At 57.1% G+C, this 22666-nt stretch carries 21 protein-coding genes and 1 pseudogene; 11 read left to right on the top strand and 11 right to left on the bottom strand.

Annotated features, from left to right (window positions below):
• Nucleotides 1-54 precede the first annotated feature (54 nt).
• Entirely contained in the window at nucleotides 55-573 is a 519-nt protein-coding gene (locus BFC21_RS18170) for a DUF3617 domain-containing protein (protein WP_016782904.1), read from the top strand.
• Here BFC21_RS18170 and BFC21_RS18165 read toward each other — a convergent pair whose 3' ends face one another.
• The 5 genes from BFC21_RS18165 to folE2 are packed head-to-tail and all read right to left on the bottom strand — an operon-like array spanning nucleotide 574 to nucleotide 4451.
• Complete coding sequence (locus tag BFC21_RS18165) at nucleotides 574-1134, bottom strand: DapH/DapD/GlmU-related protein (RefSeq protein WP_016782905.1); 561 nt, start codon at nucleotides 1132-1134, stop codon at nucleotides 574-576.
• Nucleotides 1131-2021 (bottom strand): metal ABC transporter substrate-binding protein, encoded by an 891-nt coding sequence (locus BFC21_RS18160; RefSeq protein WP_088378575.1) that lies wholly within the window; start codon nucleotides 2019-2021, stop codon nucleotides 1131-1133. Before BFC21_RS18160 ends, BFC21_RS18165 begins: the two co-directional genes overlap by 4 nt.
• 11 nt (nucleotides 2022-2032) lie before the next feature.
• Nucleotides 2033-2899, bottom strand: a complete 867-nt coding sequence (locus tag BFC21_RS18155) for a metal ABC transporter permease (RefSeq protein ID WP_088378574.1) — start codon at nucleotides 2897-2899, stop codon at nucleotides 2033-2035.
• A complete protein-coding gene (locus BFC21_RS18150; RefSeq protein ID WP_088378573.1) occupies nucleotides 2899-3558 on the bottom strand; it encodes a metal ABC transporter ATP-binding protein in 660 nt (219 codons plus the stop codon). Before BFC21_RS18150 ends, BFC21_RS18155 begins: the two co-directional genes overlap by 1 nt.
• Nucleotides 3555-4451 (bottom strand): GTP cyclohydrolase FolE2, encoded by an 897-nt coding sequence (gene folE2, locus BFC21_RS18145; RefSeq protein ID WP_088378572.1) that lies wholly within the window; start codon nucleotides 4449-4451, stop codon nucleotides 3555-3557. Before folE2 ends, BFC21_RS18150 begins: the two co-directional genes overlap by 4 nt.
• 127 nt (nucleotides 4452-4578) lie before the next feature.
• Between folE2 and BFC21_RS18140 the strand changes: the two genes are divergently transcribed.
• The 4 genes from BFC21_RS18140 to BFC21_RS18125 all read left to right on the top strand — a co-directional run bounded on the left by BFC21_RS18140 (nucleotide 4579) and on the right by BFC21_RS18125 (nucleotide 8756).
• Nucleotides 4579-5790, top strand: coding sequence for an N-acetylmuramoyl-L-alanine amidase (locus tag BFC21_RS18140; RefSeq protein WP_088378571.1), 1212 nt, complete (start codon nucleotides 4579-4581; stop codon nucleotides 5788-5790).
• A gap of 93 nt (nucleotides 5791-5883) precedes the next feature.
• Nucleotides 5884-7092: a zinc metallochaperone GTPase ZigA gene (gene zigA, locus BFC21_RS18135; protein WP_088378570.1), complete on the top strand. Its 1209-nt coding sequence runs from the start codon at nucleotides 5884-5886 to the stop codon at nucleotides 7090-7092.
• Nucleotides 7089-7742 carry a DUF1826 domain-containing protein gene (locus BFC21_RS18130; RefSeq protein ID WP_088378569.1) on the top strand — a complete coding sequence of 218 codons (654 nt, stop codon included), beginning with the start codon at nucleotides 7089-7091 and terminating at the stop codon, nucleotides 7740-7742. The genes zigA and BFC21_RS18130 overlap by 4 nt, the downstream gene beginning before the upstream one ends.
• Before the next feature lie 39 nt (nucleotides 7743-7781).
• Nucleotides 7782-8756 (top strand): GTP-binding protein, encoded by a 975-nt coding sequence (locus BFC21_RS18125; protein ID WP_088379552.1) that lies wholly within the window; start codon nucleotides 7782-7784, stop codon nucleotides 8754-8756.
• Between the two features lie 303 nt (nucleotides 8757-9059).
• Here BFC21_RS18125 and BFC21_RS18120 read toward each other — a convergent pair whose 3' ends face one another.
• The gene (locus BFC21_RS18120; protein ID WP_088378568.1) at nucleotides 9060-9461 is read right to left on the bottom strand and encodes a DUF3301 domain-containing protein; all 402 of its coding nucleotides are present in this window, start codon (nucleotides 9459-9461) and stop codon (nucleotides 9060-9062) included.
• Between the two features lie 113 nt (nucleotides 9462-9574).
• Here BFC21_RS18120 and pdxY point away from each other — a divergent pair, with 113 nt between their 5' ends.
• A complete protein-coding gene (gene pdxY / locus BFC21_RS18115; RefSeq protein WP_088378567.1) occupies nucleotides 9575-10447 on the top strand; it encodes a pyridoxal kinase PdxY in 873 nt (290 codons plus the stop codon).
• Nucleotides 10448-10557: 110 nt separating this feature from the next.
• Here the strand turns inward: pdxY and BFC21_RS18110 are convergent, their stop codons facing one another.
• On the bottom strand, nucleotides 10558-11043 hold the full coding sequence (locus BFC21_RS18110; protein ID WP_029611658.1) for an acyl-CoA thioesterase: 486 nt from the start codon (nucleotides 11041-11043) through the stop codon (nucleotides 10558-10560).
• Nucleotides 11044-11330: 287 nt separating this feature from the next.
• Between BFC21_RS18110 and BFC21_RS18105 the strand changes: the two genes are divergently transcribed.
• Nucleotides 11331-13091, top strand: a complete 1761-nt coding sequence (locus BFC21_RS18105; RefSeq protein ID WP_016782917.1) for a cation:proton antiporter — start codon at nucleotides 11331-11333, stop codon at nucleotides 13089-13091.
• Nucleotides 13092-13140: 49 nt separating this feature from the next.
• On the opposite strand, the gene BFC21_RS18100 is transcribed toward BFC21_RS18105, so the two are convergent.
• From BFC21_RS18100 to uvrD, 3 genes are all read right to left on the bottom strand, one after another.
• The gene (locus tag BFC21_RS18100; protein ID WP_088378566.1) at nucleotides 13141-13548 is read right to left on the bottom strand and encodes an SMI1/KNR4 family protein; all 408 of its coding nucleotides are present in this window, start codon (nucleotides 13546-13548) and stop codon (nucleotides 13141-13143) included.
• A 133-nt stretch (nucleotides 13549-13681) separates the two neighbouring features.
• Complete coding sequence (locus tag BFC21_RS18095; protein ID WP_088378565.1) at nucleotides 13682-14527, bottom strand: Tim44 domain-containing protein; 846 nt, start codon at nucleotides 14525-14527, stop codon at nucleotides 13682-13684.
• A 266-nt stretch (nucleotides 14528-14793) separates the two neighbouring features.
• The gene (gene uvrD, locus BFC21_RS18090; protein WP_088378564.1) at nucleotides 14794-16977 is read right to left on the bottom strand and encodes a DNA helicase II; all 2184 of its coding nucleotides are present in this window, start codon (nucleotides 16975-16977) and stop codon (nucleotides 14794-14796) included.
• Nucleotides 16978-17381: 404 nt separating this feature from the next.
• On the opposite strand from uvrD, the pseudogene BFC21_RS18085 reads away from it, so the two are divergent.
• The 3 genes and pseudogenes from BFC21_RS18085 to BFC21_RS18075 form a co-directional block, all read left to right on the top strand.
• A pseudogene (locus BFC21_RS18085) lies at nucleotides 17382-18707 on the top strand (putative bifunctional diguanylate cyclase/phosphodiesterase); the annotation flags it as partial.
• A gap of 157 nt (nucleotides 18708-18864) precedes the next feature.
• Entirely contained in the window at nucleotides 18865-19731 is an 867-nt protein-coding gene (gene hexR, locus BFC21_RS18080) for a transcriptional regulator HexR (RefSeq protein ID WP_016782922.1), read from the top strand.
• A gap of 209 nt (nucleotides 19732-19940) precedes the next feature.
• Complete coding sequence (locus BFC21_RS18075) at nucleotides 19941-20153, top strand: PA3496 family putative envelope integrity protein (protein ID WP_029611660.1); 213 nt, start codon at nucleotides 19941-19943, stop codon at nucleotides 20151-20153.
• Here the strand turns inward: BFC21_RS18075 and BFC21_RS18070 are convergent.
• Nucleotides 20095-21057 carry a LysR family transcriptional regulator gene (locus tag BFC21_RS18070; RefSeq protein WP_088378562.1) on the bottom strand — a complete coding sequence of 321 codons (963 nt, stop codon included), beginning with the start codon at nucleotides 21055-21057 and terminating at the stop codon, nucleotides 20095-20097. The two genes, BFC21_RS18075 and BFC21_RS18070, sit on opposite strands and share 59 nt — an antisense overlap.
• Before the next feature lie 190 nt (nucleotides 21058-21247).
• On the opposite strand from BFC21_RS18070, the gene BFC21_RS18065 reads away from it, so the two are divergent.
• The gene (locus BFC21_RS18065) at nucleotides 21248-22663 is read left to right on the top strand and encodes an acetyl-CoA carboxylase biotin carboxylase subunit (RefSeq protein ID WP_016782925.1); all 1416 of its coding nucleotides are present in this window, start codon (nucleotides 21248-21250) and stop codon (nucleotides 22661-22663) included.
• Nucleotides 22664-22666 lie beyond the last annotated feature (3 nt).

Genomic DNA, 22666 nt, shown 5'->3' with positions numbered 1-22666 from the left:
CAACACTTGCCCTTTTTTGACGTCTAACGCTGACAATCGCGTAGGAGTTGCTTGATGAATGTTCGTCTGCTTGGGCTGTTCATGGCTTGTGGTTTGTCGATTCCTGTGGCTCAGGCCCAAATGCTGCAACCGGGGCTTTGGGAGCTCAGCTCCAGCAATATGCAGGTTGATGGCCAACAGTTGCCTGAACTGCAGGTAATGTTAGGCCAATTACAGAATATGCTGACCCCGGAGCAAAAAGCCCAACTGGAAAGCCAGGGGCTGACCATGGCGGGTAAAGGGGTGCGAGTGTGCTTGACGCCCGAACAAGTGAAGTCAGACAACATTCCGCTGACAGACCCCAAGTCAGGGTGCAATCAGCAGATCACTGAGCGTAGTGGAAATCAGTGGAAGTTTCGCTTTAGTTGTCCAAAAGCCCAGGGCGCAGGTGTGGCAACGTTTGCCAGTGATCGTGAATTCACCACCCAAGTAAATGGCACCTTTAACGCGACCGGGATCCAGCAGAAGGGCAGCATGGATACCCGTGCTGTGTGGTTGGGGCAAAACTGTGGAACAGTTAAACCGCGCACCTGATCAAAACTCGTTTTGCAGCGCTTTATAGCCGCGCACCAAATCCACATTGGTGCGCGCTACATCTTCTGAAAACTCCGATGCGCTGACACTGACCGGCGCAAACTGGCTCAGGTCAGTGTTGGGTCCGATGCGGGTCGTGGACGGCACATAGAAGTTGTCCGGCAGGTCGCGGCCATCGACCACCGAGTTATGCCGCACCACGCAGCCATCCCCCAGCTCGCAATTGAACAGCACACTGTTGAAGCCGATAAACACTCGATCGCCCACACGGCATGGCCCGTGAACGATGGAGCGGTGTGCAATCGAAGTGCTTTCACCGATAGTGACCGCGGCGCCGGACTTTGAGTGAATCACTACCCCGTCCTGAATATTTGAATTGGCGCCGATGCTGATCGGTTGCATGCCGCCGTCCTGGTCGACTTCATCGGCACGGATCACGGCATAGGGCCCGACAAACACATTCTCACCAATCACCACCTTGCCGCAGATGATTGCGGTGCGGTCTACATAGGCGGACTCGGCAATCACGGGTAAATCACCAGACGGGTTTTTTCTGATCATGGTTTGCTCAACGCAGCGTTCAGGGTGTCGAGGTTGTATTCGAAGAGTCCCAGGAAGGTGCTGGCCGGGCCTTTACTCGCCAGGGCATCGGAGTACAGGGTGCCGCCAATCTGTGCGCCACTTTCATCGGCAATTTGCTGCAACAGGCGCGAGTCCTTGATGTTTTCCATAAACACGGCTTTTACTTTGTCGTCGCGGATCTGGCGAATCAGCGCAGCGACTTCAGCGGCAGAGGGTTCCCGTTCAGTCGACAGACCTTGAGGTGCCATAAAGTCGATGCCATAAGCCTGGCCTAAATAACCAAAGGCATCGTGGGACGTCACGATACGGCGGTTGCCAGCGGGCAGGTCGCCGAGTTTGGTTTTGGCCTGGGCTTGCAGATGATCCAGCGCCTTGAGGTAGGCCTGGCTGTTACGGGTGAAGTCGGCCTGGTCAGCAGGGTCAGCCTCGATCAAGGCCCGGGTGATGTTGTTTACATACAACTTGGCATTCGCCAAATCGTGCCAGGCGTGGGGGTCGGGGATGATCGCGCCATCTTCCTCCATTGAGTGTGCAGTCACCCCTTCACTGGCGGTGACCAGGGTTGCCCTGGTTTCGGTACTGGTTACCAGACGATCAAGCCAGGGCTCAAAGCCCAATCCATTTTTAATAATCAGCCTGGCATTGAGCAACGCCTTGGCGTCGTCGGGTGAAGGTTCGTAGGTGTGAGCGTCTTCATCTGGGCCGACCAGGGCCATGACTTGAATATGTTCACCGCCTATTTTCCGGGTGATGTCCCCCAGAATACTGAAGCTGGTGACGACCGGGATTTTCGGGTTTTCGGCGGCGAACGACAGTGAAGAACCCATTACCAGAAACACACTGAACAACACGGGTAGAGCGCGCATCGTGTAGCACCTCATTGGGATGACAGCAAAGGCGGTCGGCGCAGCAAGCCGTGTACCGGACCGAAAATGACAGACAGCGCATAGCCACAACCCGCCATCAACACAATGGCCGGGCCGCTGGGCAGTGAGTAATAGAACGACAGCAGCAGGCCCAGCCAAACTGAAACGCAGCCAATCACCGCCGAGATCAGGATCAGCACAGGTAGCCGACGGCTCCAGAACCGTGAGGCAATGGCGGGCAGCATCATCAGGCCCACGACCATTAATGCGCCGATGGCCTGAAAGCCGATCACCAGGTTCAAAACCACCAGGGTCAGGAACAGCCCGTGAGCCAGTGGCCCCAGTCGGCTGACACTGCGCAGGAACAGCGGGTCCAGGGTATCCAGCAACAATGGGCGGTAGATGGCTGCCATCAGCAGCATGCTGAAGGTGGTTACCCAGAACATGCCCGTGAGTGTCTGGCTGTCGACAGCCAAAGCCGAACCGAATAGCAAGTGGAGAAGGTCCAGACGTTTACCGGCGATGCCCAGAATCAATATGCCGCTGGCCAATGAGATCGGATAAAGCGCCGCGAGGCTGGCATCTTCACGCAAACCGGTGCGCCGGGTGATCCACGCTGACAGCCCGGCCATGCTCAAGCCCGCCCCCAATCCGCCCAAGGTTAAAGCGGGCAAGCTCAAACCGGCGAACCAAAAGCCCAGAGCCGCACCCGGCAAAATGCCGTGTGCGACGGCATCACCAATCAGGCTCATTCGCCGCAAGATCAAAAAAACACCCAGTGGTGCCGTGCTACACGCCAGAAGCAAACCGCCGAACAAGGCGCGGCGCATAAACACAAATTCCTGAAAGGGTTGCCATAGCTGGCTGACGATAACCATCAGGCGACCTGCGGTGGTTTTATTAGTTGGGTACTCGCCGCCAGAACGCTGCCGCTGCTTTTGATCAACAGCGTTTGGGGCATGTGTTTGCGCACTGCGGCCAGGTCATGACACACCACCAGCAAAGTTCGGCCCTCGGCCTGCCAGGTGTTGATGTGCTGCCAGAGCAGTTCCTGCCCCAGTTCATCCAATGCTGCATGAGGCTCATCGAGTAACAACAATGGGGCATCGGCCAGGCACAAGCGCGCCAATAAAGCGCGTTGCAATTCACCACCCGACAAGGCCATCAGTGGGCGATCTTCCAGGCCGCTCAAATGCCAGTTCGCCAATACCGTATTCAACCGAGCACTTCGTTGCTGCGCTGTTTGCTTCCTGCCCCAGAAACCTGCGGCCACCAACGCTTGCAAACTGATAGGGAATTGCCGATCCATAAACTGCTGTTGCGGCATATACGCCACGTTGCCACGCCGTGGAACATCCAGCAGGACTTTGCCGGCAAGTGGTTTTTGCAGCCCTGCAATGACTTTAAGCAAGCTGCTTTTGCCGCAACCGTTGGCTCCGATAACGGCAGTCAAACTGCCCTTGGCCATCGCGACATCAAGTGCTGGCGTGAGCGGCTGACCGGGCGCACCCCAGGTCAGGTTTTGGCAACGGATCATGGGGCCTCCCAGTTCCAAAAACTTTCAGCGACGGCGTCATGACTGTGCAAACTTTCCGCGTGGGTTACTTTCAGTTTGAAGGCGTTTACGCCCGTTGTTTTCTGCAGTGCCGTATTCAGCCGTCGCGCCGCATCTTCGCAGAACATCAGGTTTTGGCCGTTGGCCAAGGCGAAAGCCTGTTCGTCTGCGCGCTTGACTGCGGTTTGTACAGCCGTGCCAAGTGAGCTTTCAGCGTTGTCGATAATGTTTTTCAGGGGTAGGCACGGGTACTGATGATCCAGAATGATCGACAAATCTGCCGAACTGCGCTGGCTGTGGGGTGTGGCCACAATGCCCTTAGGGCTGCCAAGCCATGCCAAAACATCGGCGTGTTGCAGGGCCTGGTTGGCAAAGTCATCGATAAATTGTTGCTGAATTAATTGCCTGGCCAGTGCTGCTGAGCAGGGGCAAGTGGACGAGTAGCTCACGAGGATTTTTAGTTCCACGTGGAACATTCCGTTTTTCAGACTCGCTTCGAGGGTGACCGGATAGCTTTTCCAGCCCGCCAATGGGCTGACCAACGCCGGGCGTTTGAGCAGTAAATCACTGTGAATCCGCACATAGGCTTTATCAGATAGACCTTGGTGGCTATCGAGAAAACGCAGCAGAAGTCGTCTTAGCAGGGCAGGTGTGAGGTTTTCTGTTTCCAGCATATCCAGCGCCAGATACAGGCGTGACATATGAATCCCCCGAGCAGTGGCATCTTTCAGGTTCACCCCGGCGTCGATTTTTGCGCTTAGACGTTGGCCGTCAATCAGCACGGGAGAAGCAATGCCACACATGCCCACCCACTCAAGCGCAATCGCTTGTTGGGATGACTGCGCGGCAACATCCGGCAAGGTCAGCGCATTCATATGAGAGATCCGTTACAGAGTATTTCGACATGTTATATTATAACGATTAAGTCGACGATGCTTTTTTTGCTGGGGCAAACACACAGCAATGTTGAGTACGGATGCTCCCTTATCTGCGGTACAGGCCATGCACAGACGTCAATTGCTCCACTGGCTGCTTGCCAGTTCCGTCTTCACATTACCGCTGGGCGTTTCAGCCGCCCAAATCCAGCACGCGAGGCTATGGCGCACCGGCAAGACCTCGCGTCTGGTTCTGGACCTGAGTGGGCCGGTGCAGTACAAAACCTTCTCTTTGACGGCTCCCGAGCGACTGATTATTGATGTGAGCGGTGCCAGCCTGAGGGGTGATTTCAGCGAGTTGGTACTGGCCAATACAGGTCTGCGTGCCATTCGCTCCGGGCATTTTGGCCAGGGCATTACGCGCATCGTGCTGGATCTGGATGAGCCGGTGCAGCTCAGTAGTTTTCTGCTGCCGCCCAAGGACGGGCAAGGTCACAGGCTGGTGCTTGATCTGACCAAAAGCGCGGCCCCACAACTGAACGCTGCAGCGGCGACGCCCAGCCAGGTACACCCCAAACGCGACATTATTGTGGTGATTGACCCCGGCCACGGGGGCAAGGATCCGGGCGCGACCAGTGCCAAAGGCCATCGCGAAAAAGATGTTGTGTTGTCTATCGCCCAGCTACTGGCCAGGCGGCTCAAGCGTGAGAAAGGCTTTGATGCGCGACTGGTGCGCAATGATGATTTCTTTGTACCCCTGCGCAAGCGGGTAGAAGTGGCCCACAAGCACAATGCAGACCTGTTTATTTCGGTGCATGCAGACGCTGCGCCGCGTCTTACGGCGTCTGGAGCGTCGGTGTACGCGCTCTCGGAGGGTGGGGCTACATCGGCCACAGCACGCTACCTGGCACAGCGTGAAAACGGCGTGGACTTGATGGGTGCCACTCGACTTTTGAACCTCAAAGACAAAGATCCGATGCTCGCTGGCGTGATCCTGGATATGTCCATGAATGCCACCATCGCGGCCAGTTTGCAGTTGGGTAATACCATTCTGGGCAGCCTTTCGGGCATCACCTCACTGCATCAAAAACGCGTGGAGCAGGCCGGTTTTGCCGTGCTCAAGTCGCCGGATATTCCGTCGATTCTGGTAGAAACCGGCTTTATGTCCAACCCCCGCGACAGCGAGCGCTTGATCACGGCGCGTCATCAACAGGCGGTTGCCGACGGTTTATTTAACGGATTAATCGCTTATTTTCAGAAAAATCCGCCCACCAACAGCCATATGGCGTGGGTTAACGAACAGAAAAACAGCACGTTCGTCACTTCAGGGTTGTCTTAAATGCATTGTTATAATGTATCATTTGTCGATCCGGTATCGGATTGACTGCCAAGCGGGCGTTTTGACCTGCAGCCCTGATGAGGAAATATCCAGATGTCGAATCGTCTTCCTGTAACTGTTCTCTCAGGCTTTTTAGGTGCAGGTAAAAGCACGCTGCTTAATTATATTTTGCGCAACCGCGACAACTTGCGCGTGGCCGTGATCGTTAACGACATGAGCGAAATAAATATTGATGGCGGTGAAGTTCAGCGCGATGTGACCTTGAACCGGGCTGAAGAAAAACTGGTCGAAATGAGCAACGGCTGCATCTGTTGCACCCTGCGTGAAGACTTGCTTGAAGAGGTCAGCGCACTGGCCAGGGAGGGTCGATTTGATTATTTATTGATCGAATCGACTGGTATTTCAGAACCGCTGCCTGTGGCAGAAACTTTTACGTTTCGCGATGAATCAGGACAAAGCCTGGCCGATATTGCCCGCCTGGATACGATGGTTACGGTGGTCGACGGGCTTAATTTTCTTCAGGACTATCAAGCCGCAGAGAGCCTGGATTCACGGGGTGAAACCCTTGGGGAATCCGACGAACGGTCAGTTACTGATTTATTGATCGAGCAAGTCGAGTTCGCGGACGTCATTTTAATCAGCAAAATTGACCTGATAAGTTCCGACGAACGGCAAGAATTAATTGCCATTCTGCAACGGCTGAACGCTCAGGCCGAAATAATTCCGATGGTCATGGGGGCAGTTGCGCTCAATAAAATTCTCGATACCGGGCGTTTTGATTTTGAGCGGGCAGCGCAAGCACCTGGCTGGTTGCAAGAATTGCGCGGCGAGCATGTGCCTGAGACCGAAGAATATGGCATCGCTTCCAGTGCCTATCGCGCGCGACGACCTTTTCACCCTCAACGTTTTTTTGATTTTATCGAGCGCCCCTGGACCAACGGCAAGCTGCTGCGCTCCAAGGGTTTTTTCTGGCTGGCCAGTAAATTTCAGGAGGCGGGCAGCTGGTCCCAGGCGGGCGGGTTGATGCGCTATGGGTTTGCCGGGCGCTGGTGGCGCTTTGTGCCCCGCGACCAATGGCCGCAGGAGCCGCAAGCCACAGCTGAAATTCTGCACAAATGGCTGCCTGAGACTGCCGATTGCCGCCAGGAGTTGGTGTTTATCGGTCAGCACATCGATTTTTCTTTGCTGGCGGATGAACTCGATGCCTGTTTGCTGACCGATGCCGAAATGGCCTTGGGCGAAGCGGGCTGGAAGCTGCTGAACGATCCCTTTGGCGATTGGCATGAAGAGGTGGCGGCATGACCAATGCGCTTGCCTGTACCGCTGAGCCCCTGATCCAGCAGGTGCGCGGGGAAACGCCTGAGGTCATGACCCGAATTCTGGATGAAAACGTCAACCTGGCCATCTGGCAGCGTCAATTGCCTGTGCATATCGTCGATTTCGGTGCCTTGTTGCTCTCGCTCGACGAGCCTCTGGCTGACGCCATTGTTATCGAAATGAGCGATGAAACGACGCCACCTAACCTTCGGGGCCTGGCTTGCAGATTCAATGACCTGGAAGGCTACACAGGCTTTATTGCCGATGTTTCCTGGCTGGTGAGCGCCTATGCGTGTCTATTGGGCGCCAAACGCATTGGGCTGCGTCTCAGGGCCTTGGACAAGGCCATGTGCCCACGCTTTCATGTGGATCACGTTCCTGTACGACTTATTACCACTTATGCGGGAGTGGGCAGTCAGTGGCTGGAGGAAGGCATGATGGAGCGTCGTCAGCTCGGGCAATCACACGCTGAGCCCACCCGGGCGGCCTTGATTCAGCAAATCAGTGCCGGGCAAGTTGCCCTGCTCAAAGGCGAGAAGTGGCAGGGTAACGAGGGAGCGGGCTTGATCCACCGTTCACCTGCACTGGCGGCGGGTGAACGACGGCTGATTTTGACCCTCGATTGGCTGGCCTGAGGCATATTGCTTGCTTTGACCCTACAGAAGCTGGCGATCATGTTGCAGAACATTCCCACCCATGTGATTGCCGGGCCGCTTGGCGCCGGCAAAACCAGTCTGATTCAGCACCTGATGGCGCACAAACCGCCACACGAACGCTGGGCGGTGCTGGTCAATGAGTTCGGTCAGATCGGCCTGGATGCGGCCCTGATGAGCCAGGGAAGCGATGACATTGCTATCACCGAAGTGGCGGGGGGCTGTGTGTGCTGCGTCAATGGCGCGCCTTTTCAGATCGGTTTGAGTCGCCTTTTGCGCAAGTCCAGGCCCGACCGCCTGTTTATCGAGCCTTCTGGTCTGGGTCATCCCGCACAGATTTTAAAGCAGCTCGGCGAAGCGCCCTGGCTGGGGGTTTTGGCGCTCCAGCCATGCGTCATGGTGCTCGATGCGCAAGCGATGGCCCAGGGCAAACCGCTCCCCAAAACCCAGCAAGAAGCCCTGAAAAGTGCCGGTTTACTGGTCATGAATAAATCTAATAGTGTCCCAAGTGAGCAACGTGAGCAGATTGCATGCAGCCTGCCAAAGTGCCCTGTTTTGTGGGTCGAGCATGGCCGCATCCCTTTAAATACGCTGCCTGTAGCCCATATGAATATCTCTCATGCTGTGGATAACTCATTGATTTATAAGGATTTTAATCATATTGGCAGTGTGTTTTCCGACCCGCGAACGCCGATGGTGATGACTCAACATCAGCCTGAAGGATGGAGCGCAGGTTGGCGCTGGCACCCCTCCCGCCAATTTGACCTGGACTTGCTGCAACAATGGCTCGAAAGCCTGGATTGGCAGCGGGCGAAGCTGGTTATTCATGGTTCGGCGGGCTGGTTTTCGAACAATTCTGTGGATAACTCGATCGCGCAGTGGAAATCGAGTGAGTGGCGCAAGGATTCACGTCTCGAATTGATTTTTGCTCAGCCCCAGGATCTGGATGCTCTTCAATCGGGACTGGAAAACTGTTTGCTCAAGGAGGTTTTTTAGGTGGCGGGCCTGTGCTGCGAGGCTTAAAACCCGGGGTTTTAGTGGGTTCTGTGCTGGTAAAATTGTCCTACAATTGGAAGTGTGCGCATGGGATTGTCACCGTCTAAATTCTGTAGAGGTGTCTATCTCAAGGGTTTTGGCGAGGTTTTGCGGAAAGTTATCCACAGGTGCCCGGCTTGCAGGCGCTGAAAGGCGGGCTCAGTGGCGCAACGTTGTTCACTTAAGCGATTTCTGCCTCTGTGGGAGCGAGCAAGCCCGCTCCCACACTTGAACGGCGTTGCTTTTAAGTGAACAGCATTGGGCTTAGTGGCGGGTCTTGCTGTGTTCCTGGCGCCACTGGCTGAGTTCGATCACCTGAGCGCTGGGAATGACGCTTGGCTCGGCTTCGGTCTGGAACGGGTAGGGCGGCAGTTCGATTTTTACGCTGTGGGCGCCGAACTGGGTGATGGTTCCGGTATGACGCTGATCACCGGTCACCGTGAATTCAAAGTTATACACACGGGCCAGGCGTTTATTGCCATTGGCGTCGGGGATCAGGGCGATTTTTTTTAGCGCCACGTTTTCATCGAGCAGCTCGATATCGAGGTTTTTGCAGTGTTGCTTGACCCGCTCCAGCGCCCGCTCGCGCAACCCGTGGTTGTGCCACAGCCAGGCAGCGCCTGCAGCCAGCAGCATGAGGACAAACATATTTCCCAGGGTCAGCATTACATGTGCTCCAACAGATTGTGCTCAGCTTAACTGCGTCTTCAACCTGTCGTACAGGCCGCGTTTGGTCGCATACTGCGTGGCTTGAATCCACCCGTAGTCTGGAATCCGGCATGAAACGTACACCTCATTTACTCGCCATCCAATCCCACGTGGTTTTCGGCCATGCCGGCAACAGCGCAGCGGTTTTTCCTATGCAGCGCGTCGGGGTGAATGTATGGCCTCTGAACACGGTGCAGTTCTCCAACCACACTCAGTATGGCCAGTGGACGGGGGAAGTGTTGGCTCCCGAGCAAATTCCTTCGCTGGTCGACGGAATCGCCGCCATCGGCGAGCTGGGCAACTGTGATGCGGTTTTGTCCGGTTACCTGGGCAGTGCGGCGCAGGGCCGGGCCATTTTGAGCGGCGTGGCCCGTATCAAGGCCGTCAACCCCCATGCGCTGTACCTGTGTGACCCGGTCATGGGCCACCCGGAGAAAGGCTGCATCGTGCCTCAGGAGGTCAGTGACTTCCTGCTGGAAGAAGCGGCGGCGATGGCTGATTTCCTGTGCCCCAACCAGCTGGAGCTGGACAGTTTTTGCGGGCGTCATCCGCAATCGTTGTTCGACTGCCTGGCAATGGCCCGCAGCCTGCTGGCCCGCGGCCCGAAAGCGGTGTTGGTGAAGCATTTGTCGTATCCGGGCAAACCGGCTGAAAGCTTCGAGATGCTGCTGGTTACGGCAGAGGGTAACTGGCACTTGCGCCGGCCGCTGCTGGCCTTCCCGCGTCAGCCTGTGGGCGTGGGGGATCTGACTTCAGGGCTGTTTCTGGCGCGGGTACTGCTGGGGGACAGCCTGGTGGCTGCGTTTGAGTTCACCGCGGCGGCGGTGCATGAGGTGTTGCTGGAAACCCAGGCCTGCACCAGCTATGAATTGCAACTGGTACGCGCCCAGGACCGCATTGCCCATCCGCGTGTGCGGTTTGAGGCTGTGCCGATCAGTTTGTAAGCAAACTGAACAAAACCTGTGGGAGCGGGCTTGCTCGCGATTCAGGCAACTCGGTTTATCTGTAAGACCGAGTTGATGCAATCGCGAGCAAGCCCGCTCCCACAAGTTACTTACAGTGTTTCGTCTTTCAGTTCGCGGTAACGCTGCTCCAGTTCCTGACGGATCTGGCGGCGTTGCTTGCCCTGGATAAAGCGGCGCTTGTCTTCGCTGTTCAATGGCTGCAACGGCGGAACAGCGGCCGGTTTACGGTCGTCGTCCACGGCGACCATCGTGAAGAAACAGCTGTTGGTGTGGCGCACCGAGCGCTCACGGATATTTTCGGTAACGACCTTGATGCCAACTTCCATCGAGGTGTTGCCGGTGTAGTTGACCGAGGCGAGGAAGGTCACCAGCTCACCGACATGAATCGGCTCGCGGAAAATGACCTGGTCCACCGACAAGGTGACCACATAACGCCCCGCATAGCGGCTGGCGCAGGCATAGGCGACTTCATCGAGGTACTTGAGCAGGGTTCCGCCGTGAACATTGCCAGAAAAATTGGCCATGTCCGGGGTCATCAAGACCGTCATCGACAGTTGGGCGTTTCCGGGTTCCATAGCAGCAGGCTCGCGGTTGTGTTGCAGCAGTGAAATGGGTATCTCTGTGGATACTTGTCGATTTTTGAAACAGTTATTAACGGGACGTTGCCGTTTTGACAGCCGTCACGCTTATCTCTATCTGTTTCCATATATTGCACCGCCTTTCTGGCGCAAGTCGCGGTGTTAACCTGCAAAAGTCCGTTAGTCGGATACTTCCTACATTTAAAACAGTCGATGCGTGCGGCCTGACAGGCTGTGTCTGTCGTCATGTTGCCTGGTGAATATCAAACAAGGAGTGCCACGCCATGCATGCCATCAGTTTTATTCAGGATCTGGCAGTCATCATGCTGGTTGCGGGTGTGGTGACGATTCTTTTCCACCGTTTCAAACAGCCGGTGGTGCTGGGTTATATCGTTGCCGGTTTTATCATTGGCCCGCACACCCCGCCGTTTGGCCTGATCCACGATGAAGAAACGATCAAGACCCTGGCTGAGCTGGGGGTGATCTTCTTGATGTTTTGCCTGGGGCTGGAATTCAGCCTGCGCAAGTTGTTCAAGGTCGGGGCCACGGCCTTTATCGCAGCGTTTATGGAAATTACGCTGATGATCTGGATCGGCTATGAAATTGGCCGATGGTTCGACTGGAACACGATGGATTCGCTGTTTTTGGGCGCGATCCTGGCCATTTCCTCGACCACCATCATCGTCAAGGCGCTCAACGACCTGAAGATGAAAAACGAGCGCTTCGCCCAGCTGATTTTTGGCGTGTTGATCGTTGAAGATATTTTGGGCATCGGGATTATTGCGCTGTTGTCGAGCATCGCGGTCAGCGGCAGCGTCAGCCCCGAAGAAGTGTTTTCGACGGTCGGTAAATTATCGCTGTTCATGATTGTGGCCCTGGTGATCGGCATTCTGCTGGTGCCGCGGGTACTGGCGTATGTGGCCCGATTCGAAAGCAATGAGATGCTGCTGATTACCGTGCTGGGGCTGTGTTTTGGCTTCTGCCTGCTGGTGGTCAAGCTGGAATACAGCATGGTGCTCGGGGCGTTTTTGATCGGTGCGATCATGGCCGAGTCGCGTCAGTTGCTGAAAATTGAACGGCTGATCGAGCCGGTGCGCGACTTGTTCAGTGCGATTTTCTTTGTGGCCATCGGGCTGATGCTCGACCCGGCCATTCTGCTGGAATATGCGCTGCCCATCGTGGTGATCACCGTTGCCGTGGTACTGGGCAAGATGCTGTCCTGCGGACTGGGGGCGTTTATCGCAGGCAATGACGGACGCACCTCGCTGCGGGTCGGGATGGGGCTGTCCCAGATTGGGGAGTTTTCTTTCATTATCGCGGCGCTGGGTATGACATTGCAGGTCACCAGCAGCTTCCTGTACCCCGTAGCGGTGGCCGTATCCGTATTGACCACCCTGATGACCCCTTACCTGATACGCGCCGCAGACCCGCTCTCGCTAAAGCTGGCGCAGGTGGTGCCGGGGCGCCTGTCACGGGTGTTGGGGCTCTATGGCGAATGGCTGCGCAGTATTCAGCCACAGGGCGAGGGAGCGTTGCTGGCGGCCATGATCCGCAAGATCCTGCTGCAGGTTGGGGTCAATCTGGCTTTGGTTATCGCTATTTTCTTTGCCGGCGGTTATTTCGCACCGCGCATCGGGCGTTATTTGCAGGGCTGGATCCTGGAGCCGAGCTGGCAAAAGGGGATGATCTGGGGGGCTGCCTTGCTGCTGTCGCTGCCGTTCTTGATTGCGGCGTATCGCAAGCTCAAGGCGCTGTCGATGCTCCTGGCGGAGATGGGGGTCAAGCCGGAAATGGCCGGGCGCCATACGCAGCGGGTGCGTCGGGTGATCTCGGAAGTGATCCCGATTTTATCGTTGCTGGTGATTTTTTTGCTGCTGTCGGCCTTGTCGGCGAGCATCTTGCCTACCAACGAGTTGCTCATGGTGATTGCCGTGGTGGCAGCGGGCGTGGCGGCGCTGTTGTGGCGCTGGTTTATCCGGATTCATACGCGCATGCAGGTTGCACTGCTGGAGACGCTGGATAACCACAAGGAGGGGGGGCACTGACAGCCCGCTGACCAATGGCTGGAAAGCGGGCCGGGCTTACTGGCAGATATCAGCTTTCCAGCCAGACGTCGCGCGCCCAGTGCCAGACCGATTCCCAGGTTTCTTCGGTAACGAGTTCTTCTTCGCCGGACCACAGCACCACGGTGCCGTCTTCTTCCACGCAGTAGTAGTCGTCGCCGTCCTGGCAAATCGGGATCAGGCTGCGGTCTACGCCGGCATCCCAGGCGTTTGCCGCCACTTCCGGCAGGTAGGTGTGCGATTGCGGGTCGGTCACGGTGACCGGCTCCAGGCTGCCATACACCACGTCACTGACGGTCAGCAGAAATTCTCTGAAGACAAATGGAATATCGACGAACAGCTGCTCTTCGATTTCCACCACCTGGTCTTCTTCAGGCAGTTCCAGGGGAACCGGTACAGGCTCGTTTTTTTCGCGTAGCTCTTCAATAATTTCTTCCACGACCTCATCCTCATGCTCTATGGCGCGGTTTATATGACGCGCTTTATACAGTAGCTCGTTATAAGTGCAATCGTGAAATGCAAAGCCCCGGACAAGTCCGGGGCTTTGGTTAACGCATGTTTCGCTCGCGGGATCAGCCGTTCTGGCGGATACCTGCCACCAGCCAAGGCTGGTTGTCGCCTTGCTGGCGCTCCATGTTCCAGCTTTCGCTGAAGGCTTCGCCCTGGTCAAAGCGCGAGTTTTTCGACACGCCGCTGAAGGTCAGGGTGGCGATGGTCTTGTCTGCACGATCATCCAGGCCGTCCAGTTGCACGGTCAGGTTGTCGATGTAGGTGGACTGGAAGCCATCACCCAGCTCAGCGCGTTCACGCTTGAGGAAGTCGAGCATTTGCGGCGTCACGAACTCGGCGATTTTATCCATTTCGTTGGCATCCCAGTGCTGTTGCAGGGACTGGAAATGGTTACGCGCAGCTTCCAGGAAGTTCTGCTCGTTGAACCAGGCCGGTGCGTTGATCACCGGACGGGCTGCAGGGGCAGCCGAGCCGCCGAAGATCGAACCTGCTGGCTTGGCGTCGAACGCTTCGCGTTGCATGGGGGCGTGGCCAGCAGGGGCCATCATGTCAGCCTGCTTGCGACGACGGGCCGCGATAAAGCGGAAGATCAGGAAGGCGATAACCGCCATGATCAGGATGTCGAAGAACTGCATGCCCTGGAAGCCGCCGCCCATGAACATGGACGCCAACAGACCACCGGCAGCGAGGCCGGCCAGAGGGCCAAGCCAGCGCGAAGCACCGCCGGCTTTTGCGGCGGCGCCTGCAGCACCGGCAGCCGCAGGGGCTGCAGCTGGAGCGGCTTGACGCGTTTGGTGGCTAGGCGCTGCACCCGCGCTTTTGCCGCCGCCGAAGCGCTTGGCGTTCGCGTCGATGCTCATCGTCAAGCCGATGCACAACGCCAGGGCGATGCTAAGAAAACGTTTCATAAGGGGTTCCCATTTGTGGATATCACGCGCGCCATGTTGCACAGGTGAGCTGTGACTGGCTAGCGGTGAAGTGTTTCGGGCTTTTGCTTATTTATCTGTAAGAGACAGATTTTTTTACTGTAGGACGCATTGATGTGGGAGCGGGCTTGCTCGAGATTCCCTGCACTCGGTGCATTTGATACACCGAGGTGCTGCCATCGCGAGCAAGCCCGCTCCCACCGTTATCTATCAATCCAGACTATTCCCGCAAAGCTGTCGGATTGCTGTCAGACCGCTTCAAGTTTGGCGTAGCCCATCATCAGCCATTTGCTGCCTTCACTGAAGTTGACCTGGACCCGTGCCTGGGCTCCGGCGCCCTCGAAGTTGAGAATGACGCCTTCGCCGAAGACCGCATGCTTGACCATCTGGCCGAGCTTGAATTCGGTTTCCGGGATTTCCGAGCCGCCAAACAGGGTGCTGGCACTCTGTTTTTGACCGCCGCCGAAAGGGCGACTGACACTGTTGGACAGTCGAACTTCCTGGATCAGGCCTTTCGGTACTTCACGAACGAAGCGTGAAACCTTGTTGTAGGTTTCGCTGCCGTAAAGGCGTCGGGTTTCGGCGTAGGTCATCACCAGGTTTTGCATGGCGCGGGTAATGCCCACATAGGCCAGGCGCCGTTCCTCTTCAAGGCGGCCGGGTTCTTCCAGGCTCATCTTGTGCGGGAACAACCCTTCTTCCATGCCCACCAGGAACACATACGGGAACTCCAGGCCTTTGGCGCTGTGCAGCGTCATCAGCTGGATACCGTCTTCGTGCTCTTCGGCCTGGGTATCGCCTGCCTCCAGCGAGGCATGGCCGAGGAAGGCGGCCAATGGCGACAGCTCTTCGTCTTCGTCATTGTTTTCGAAGTTGCGTGCTGCGCTGACCAGTTCCTCAAGGTTTTCTACCCGGGCCTGGCCTTTTTCGCCTTTTTCCGCTTGATGGTAGGCAATCAGCCCGCTCTGTTCGATCACGGTCTGGGTCATCAGATGCAAAGGCATCTCCATGACTTTTGCCGCGAGGTTGTCGATCAGTTCCATAAAGCCGGCAATAGCGCCTGAAGCGCGGCCGGGGAGGGCTTTATTGGCGATCAGCTGGCGCATCGCTTCCCACATCGACACATCGCTGTGGCGTGCGTGTTCACGGATGGCCTCGACGGTTTTTTCGCCAATGCCGCGGGCTGGTACGTTAATCACCCGCTCCAGCGCCGCATCGTTGCCGCGGCCTTCGAGCAGGCGCATATAAGCCATCGCATTCTTAATTTCCGCGCGTTCGAAGAAGCGCTGGCCACCATAGATGCGGTAGGGGATGCGTTCGCGCAGCAAGGCTTCTTCAAGCACCCGCGATTGGGCGTTGGAGCGATACAAAATGGCGATATCGCTGTGGGCAATGCCGGTTTTCAGTGCGCTCTCGATGGTCTCGACCACGTAGCGCGCTTCGTCGTGTTCGTTGAACGCGGCGTACAGATTGATGGCTTCGCCTTCGCCGCCGTCAGTCCACAGCTCTTTGCCCATGCGCCCGGTGTTATTGGCAATCAGGGCGTTGGCCGCTTTGAGGATGCCGGCCGTGGAGCGATAGTTCTGCTCCAGGCGGATGGTCTCGGCGTCCGGGAAGTCGGTTGAGTACTGGTAGATGTTTTCGATTTTCGCGCCGCGCCAGCCGTAGATCGACTGGTCGTCATCGCCCACCACCATCAGGCTGTCGCCGCCCTGGGCCAGCAATCGTAGCCAGGCATATTGAACGGCGTTGGTGTCCTGGAATTCGTCTACCAGGATGTGCCGGAAGCGTTTCTGGTAGTGCGCCAGCAAGCCCGGGTTGTCGCGCCACAGGTCCAGGGCACGCAGCAGCAGTTCGGAAAAATCGATCACACCGGCGCGCTGGCACGCGACCTCATAGGCCTCGTAAATATTGCGCATGGTGGCCAGGAACAAGTCGCCGCTGGCCTGGATATGTTTGGGGCGCAGGCCTTCGTCTTTCTGGCCGTTGATAAACCACTGTGCCTGACGCACCGGCCAGCGCTGTTCATCCAGCCCCAGTTCACGGATCACACGCTTGACCAAGCGTTGCTGGTCGTCGCTGTCGAGGATCTGGAACGTCTGGCTCAGGCCGGCTTCTTGCCAGTGAGCCCGCAGCAGGCGGTGAGCCAGGCCGTGGAAGGTGCCCACCCACATACCGGCGGGGTTGATCCCCATCAGTTGCTCGATGCGATGGCGCATCTCGGCGGCAGCCTTGTTGGTGAAGGTCACCGACAGCACGGAGTGTGGGGACGCGTTTTCGACCTGGATCAACCAGGCGATACGGTGCACCAGCACACGGGTTTTGCCGGAACCTGCGCCGGCCAGAACCAACTGACGCCCGACACTGGCCGTGACGGCCTGACGTTGGGCATCGTTGAGAGAATTTAACAAGAGAGAGAGATCATCGCGCATCGGGGCATTTTAGGGGCTGTTGGCCTTTGATTGCTAGCCGCGTGGCGGTCTTGGGCCGAGCGGTCGAAAAGGCTGGCAGTAAAAGCGCCCGGTGTGTTTCATCCAATTTAATGGCACCCGTGCGTTTGGTCGTGGGTATTGCTTGTGTATGCTCGGATGACTTTTTGGCTCATCTACTGATAAGAAACTTGCCGATGGTTCAGAGTTTAAATTCGCCGGGTGTTTTTTTCGGCATGGGTATCGGCCTTTTTTTGCTGGCGGGTGGTTTGGGTTGGCAGTTCAACCGGATCAAACAACGGCGCAAGGCGAGGCGCTTGCAGCAACAAGGCCTGTTCGCCGACTTGCAGCAGGCCAATGACCGTAGCGAGCAACTGCACACCGAACTGGCCCGCGAAGTGGAGCAGCGGCGTGTGGTGGAGGCGCGGGTGCGCCACCTTAGCCAGTTTGATGAGTTGACCGGCCTGGCCAATCGTTCCCTGTTCAAGGAGCGCCTGGAGGAGGCCAGCCAGCGCGTGCGCCAGGGTTCGTGCAATCTGACCTTGCTGCACATCAACCTCGATCGTTTCAAGCTGCTCAATGACAACTTTGGCCATGAACTGGCCGATCATGTGTTGCAAAAAATGGCTGAGCGCATCACCAAGGCCTTGCCTGAGGCCGACACCCTTGCGCGCCTATCGGGTGATGAATTTGCCGTGTTGTTTGATGCCTATAACAGCCTGACCAGCCTGGCGCGGGTAGCCACCCGGCTTCTGGAAAAACTCAGTCGGCCGCTGATGGTGGACGGCCATGAGTTGGTGATCAGTGTATCCATTGGCATCAGTTTGTTACCGGGTAGCGCACGGGACATTGCGAGCCTGGTGCATCAGGCCAACAAGGCCATGCAGCAGGCCAAGCACCTGGGCGGTGGCACCTTTCAGTTCTACAGTCACAGCCTGCAACGCAGCACCCTGGAGCGCCTGCAGCTGGAGAACCAGTTGCGCAAGGCCATTGCCGAGCGCCAGCTCGATGTGTTCTATCAACCCAAGCTGTGCCTGGCCAGCGGCCGCCTGCACGCCGCCGAAGCGCTGGTGCGCTGGGATCACCCGCAATTGGGCAGCGTGCCGCCGAGCGACTTTATCGCCCTGGCCGAGGAGACCGGCCTGATCAGCGCCATTGGCGAATTTGTGTTGCGTGAAGCCTGCCGCCAGGCCTGCGAATGGCAACATGAAGGGCTGGCGCCGATACGGGTGTCGGTGAACCTGTCGGGGCATCAACTGCGCCAGGGCAAGCTGGTCAGCCTCGTGCGCCAGGTGCTCGAAGACACAGGGCTGGCACCGCATTGCCTTGAGCTGGAACTGACAGAAAGCCAGTTGCTCGACAATGTTGAATACATCATCGCCACCTTTGAACAATTGCATGGGTTGGGGGTGAAGTTGGCGATTGATGATTTTGGCACCGGTTATTCATCGCTCAGTTACCTCAAGCGGTTTGCGGTGGATTACGTCAAGATCGACAAAACCTTTATTCACGGGGTGGGGCGCTGTAGCGAAGACGAGGCCATCACCCTGGCGATTATCGACATGGCCCACAGCCTGGCCCTCAAGGTCGTGGCAGAGGGCGTTGAAAACGAGGCGCAACTGGCCTTTCTCAAGGCTCGCCAGTGCGATGAAGTGCAGGGTTACTTGATCAGCCGTCCAGTCAGTGCACAGCAATTGGGCGACTTGTTGCGCGCAGGTGCCGCTATCTTGTAGTGCGAAAAAGGGCTACACACGCCTGATCCTGCTTGATTAAAGGGTGATAACAGCAACCGATAGAGCGTATTGGGTGGGCAGAAAACGAATTCTTGTAGTATAACTACAAGATTGCTACATCCCCGGCGCCCGCCGCTTACAGACCGAGTCCTGCCCTTTGAACCTGCTGCAACATATTGCCCAGTCACGCCACCTGTTACGTAAATCGGAACTCAAGGTCGCCGATCACGTGCTGCTTGATCCTGCGGCTGTAATGCACAGTTCCATGGCCGACCTTGCCCACAGCGTCGGTATCAGCGAGCCCACCATCGTGCGTTTTTGCCGTGCGATAGGCTGCTCGGGGTTCCAGGACTTGAAGCTCAAGCTGGCGCAAAGCCTGGCGGCAGGGGCCAGTTTTGGTCAGTTCGCGATCCATGAAGACGATTCGGTTGCGGACTACAGCCTGAAGATTTTCGACACGACGCTGCACACCCTGATGGACGTGCGCGAGAAGCTCGACCCGGTCGCCTTGCAGCGTGCGGTAACGGCCATGTCGCAAGCACAGCGGGTTGAGTTCTACGGTTTTGGTGCGTCGGGTGCAGTAGCGGCAGATGCCCAGCACAAGTTTTTCCGTTTGTTGCTGACCGCTGCGGCGTATTCCGACCCGCATATGCAAGCGATGTCGGCGGTGACCTTGAAGCCTACCGACGTGGCAATCTGCATTTCCCAGTCGGGCCGCTCCAAAGACTTGCTGATCACCGCCAACCTGGTGCGTGAAAGCGGCGCGACCTTGATCACCTTGTGCCCGAGTCAGACGCCGTTGGCAGAACTGGCGACCGTCAACCTGGCGATCGATGTGCATGAAGACACCGAAATCTACACCCCGCTGACTTCGCGTATTGCCCACCTGGTGGTGATTGACGTGCTGGCGATGGGTGTTGCGATGGCGCGCGGCCCGAGCCTGGTCAACCACCTCAAGAGCGTCAAGCGCAGCCTGCGCAGCTTGCGTTTGTCGCCCAAGTCGCTGAAAAGCCACGAAGATTAAAAGCGCCCAACATCTTCTGTGGGAGCGGGCTTGCTAGCGACAGGGAATGCCGCCGTGTGACAGACACACCGCAGCGCCTGAATCGCGAGCAAGCCCGCTCCCACACAGAGCTCACATTCAGCGTTCATCCCCCTGTCATCTCCCCTTCGTAAAGCCGTCACAAACAAAGTCCATCGTTAAACTCCCGTACACGCCTTGGGAGACTCGAAATGGCTCAGCCTTACGAAGAACGCAATAGCGCCGTCAAAACCCGCCGTCAGCAAGAAGACCAGCGCCGCATGGCCTTCCGTCGTGCGATTGAAGACCATACGAGCCAGCGCCAACTGCGCCTGGAAACCTCAGACTACCCCGACCTGGGATCGATCAACTATTGGCAGGCTGCGTCGGCAAGTGGCCGTCGAAGCGCTCAACCAGCGCGCTGATCTGCAGGCGCTCACTGCGAATAAACCCCAGAAATGCATGCGCCACCGGTGACAGGCGCTTGGCCTTGGCCTGCACCACGCACCAGCTGCGGTACAGCGGCAATTCTTCGACCGGCAGCTCACGCAGCAGGCCGGTCGCCAGCTCCAGGCTGACGGCGTGGCGGGTCAACAGCGCCACGCCCAACCCGGCCACCGCACATTCGCGCTGAGACTCGTTGGACGACACCTCCAGCGTCTGATTGAAGTGCACGCGCTTCTCCTTAAAGTACTCCTCGCACGCCATGCGCGTGCCCGAACCCTGTTCGCGCATCAGCAGGGTATACGGCTCAAGATCCTGCAACCGCAGCGGCCCTTGCATGCACAGCGGGTGTTCGGCAGGTGCAACGGCCACAATCGGGTTATTCAAAAACGGCAAAAACTCCAGGCCCATGTCCTGGGGCACCATCGACATGATCACCAGATCGTCGCGGTTATCGGATAGCCGACGAACGGCCTGCGCCCGGTTGACCACGGTCAGTTGCAAATTAACTTCCGGGTGCTGGCGCTTGAAGGCCGCAAACAGATGCGGCACAAAATATTTCGCACTCGACTCCACTGCCAGTTTTAGCTGCCCCTGCAATGACCCGAGCATGTCGGAAAGCTGCATGTCGAGGTTTTCCAGGCGGCCGAAAATATCCCGGCTGGCCAACTGAAGCGCTTCAGCGGCTTCGGTCATGTACAGTTTTTTGCCGACATATTCGAACAAAGGCTGGCCAATCAGATCTTCAAGCTGACGAATTTGTAGACTTACGGCGGGTTGCGTCAGCGACATTTCTTCTGCCGCGCGGCTGTAAGAGCGCAAATCACAGACTTCGTTAAACACCTGCAATTGGCGAAAAGTGATACGCATCAATGACTTACGCATTTTTATAAAATTATCCGAAGCGGCAAGTGCTCTGACTATAAGTTGTTACTTATGCATGACCCAAGAATTATTGATTTTTGTTTATCGCTGCGCAGGTCTAGTGTGACAACACAACGGTTCAGACACATTTGGACACGTCCCGACCTGGTCTAGCAGGTCGTTTGTTCCATGGGCTTTAGGAAGATTCCAAGTGATAAAAAAGATCCTGATCGCCAACCGCGGAGAAATCGCCGTCCGCATCGTGCGTGCCTGCGCCGAGATGGGGATTCGCTCTGTAGCGGTCTATTCCGAAGCTGATCGGCATGCCTTGCACGTCAAGCGCGCTGACGAAGCACACAATATCGGCGAAGACCCGCTGGCCGGTTATTTGAATCCGCGCAAGCTGGTTAACCTGGCTGTTGAAACCGGTTGTGATGCCTTGCATCCCGGTTACGGTTTTCTGTCAGAAAATGCTGAATTGGCTGATATCTGCGCCGAGCGCGGGATCAAGTTCATCGGCCCTGCCGCTGAAGTCATTCGCCGCATGGGCGACAAGACTGAAGCGCGCCGCAGCATGATCAAGGCCGGTGTTCCGGTTACGCCGGGCACTGAAGGCAACGTTGCCGACATCCACGAAGCCTTGATTGAAGGCGAGCGCATTGGTTACCCGGTGATGCTCAAGGCTACTTCGGGTGGCGGCGGTCGCGGGATTCGTCGTTGCAACAGCCGTGAAGAGCTGGAGCAAGCCTTCCCGCGGGTGATCTCGGAAGCCACCAAGGCTTTTGGCTCGGCCGAAGTGTTCCTGGAAAAATGCATCGTCAACCCCAAGCACATCGAAGCGCAGATCCTCGGTGACAGCTTTGGCAATGTGGTGCATCTGTTCGAGCGCGACTGCTCGATCCAGCGTCGCAACCAGAAGCTGATCGAAATCGCCCCGAGCCCCCAGCTGACCCCGGAACAGCGCGCCTATATCGGCGACCTGTCGGTGCGTGCAGCCAAGGCCGTGGGTTACGAGAACGCCGGCACCGTGGAGTTCCTGCTCGCCGAAGGCGAGGTGTACTTCATGGAGATGAACACCCGGGTGCAGGTGGAACACACCATCACCGAAGAAATCACCGGCATCGACATTGTCCGTGAGCAAATCCGTATCGCCTCCGGCCTGCCGCTGTCGATCAAGCAGGAAGACGTGCAGCACCGCGGCTTTGCCCTGCAGTTCCGGATCAATGCCGAAGACCCGAAAAACAACTTCCTGCCAAGTTTCGGCAAGATCACCCGTTACTACGCGCCCGGCGGCCCTGGTGTGCGTACCGATACGGCGATCTACACCGGCTATACCATCCCGCCGTATTACGACTCCATGTGTCTGAAACTGGTGGTGTGGGCCCTGACCTGGGAAGAAGCGATGGACCGTGGTTTGCGCGCCCTCGACGACATGCGTCTGCAAGGGGTCAAAACCACCGCCGCGTATTACCAGGAAATCCTGCGTAACCCGGAATTCCGTAGTGGCCAGTTCAACACCAGCTTTGTAGAAAGCCACCCTGAGCTGACCAACTACTCGATCAAGCGCAAACCCGAAGAGCTGGCCCTGGCCATCGCTGCCGCCATCGCCGCCCACGCAGGCCTGTGAGGA

The organism is Pseudomonas sp. TMW 2.1634, from assembly GCF_001703595.1.
Taxonomy (GTDB): domain Bacteria; phylum Pseudomonadota; class Gammaproteobacteria; order Pseudomonadales; family Pseudomonadaceae; genus Aquipseudomonas; species Aquipseudomonas fragi.
This window is presented reverse-complemented; position numbering and strand designations above follow the sequence as displayed.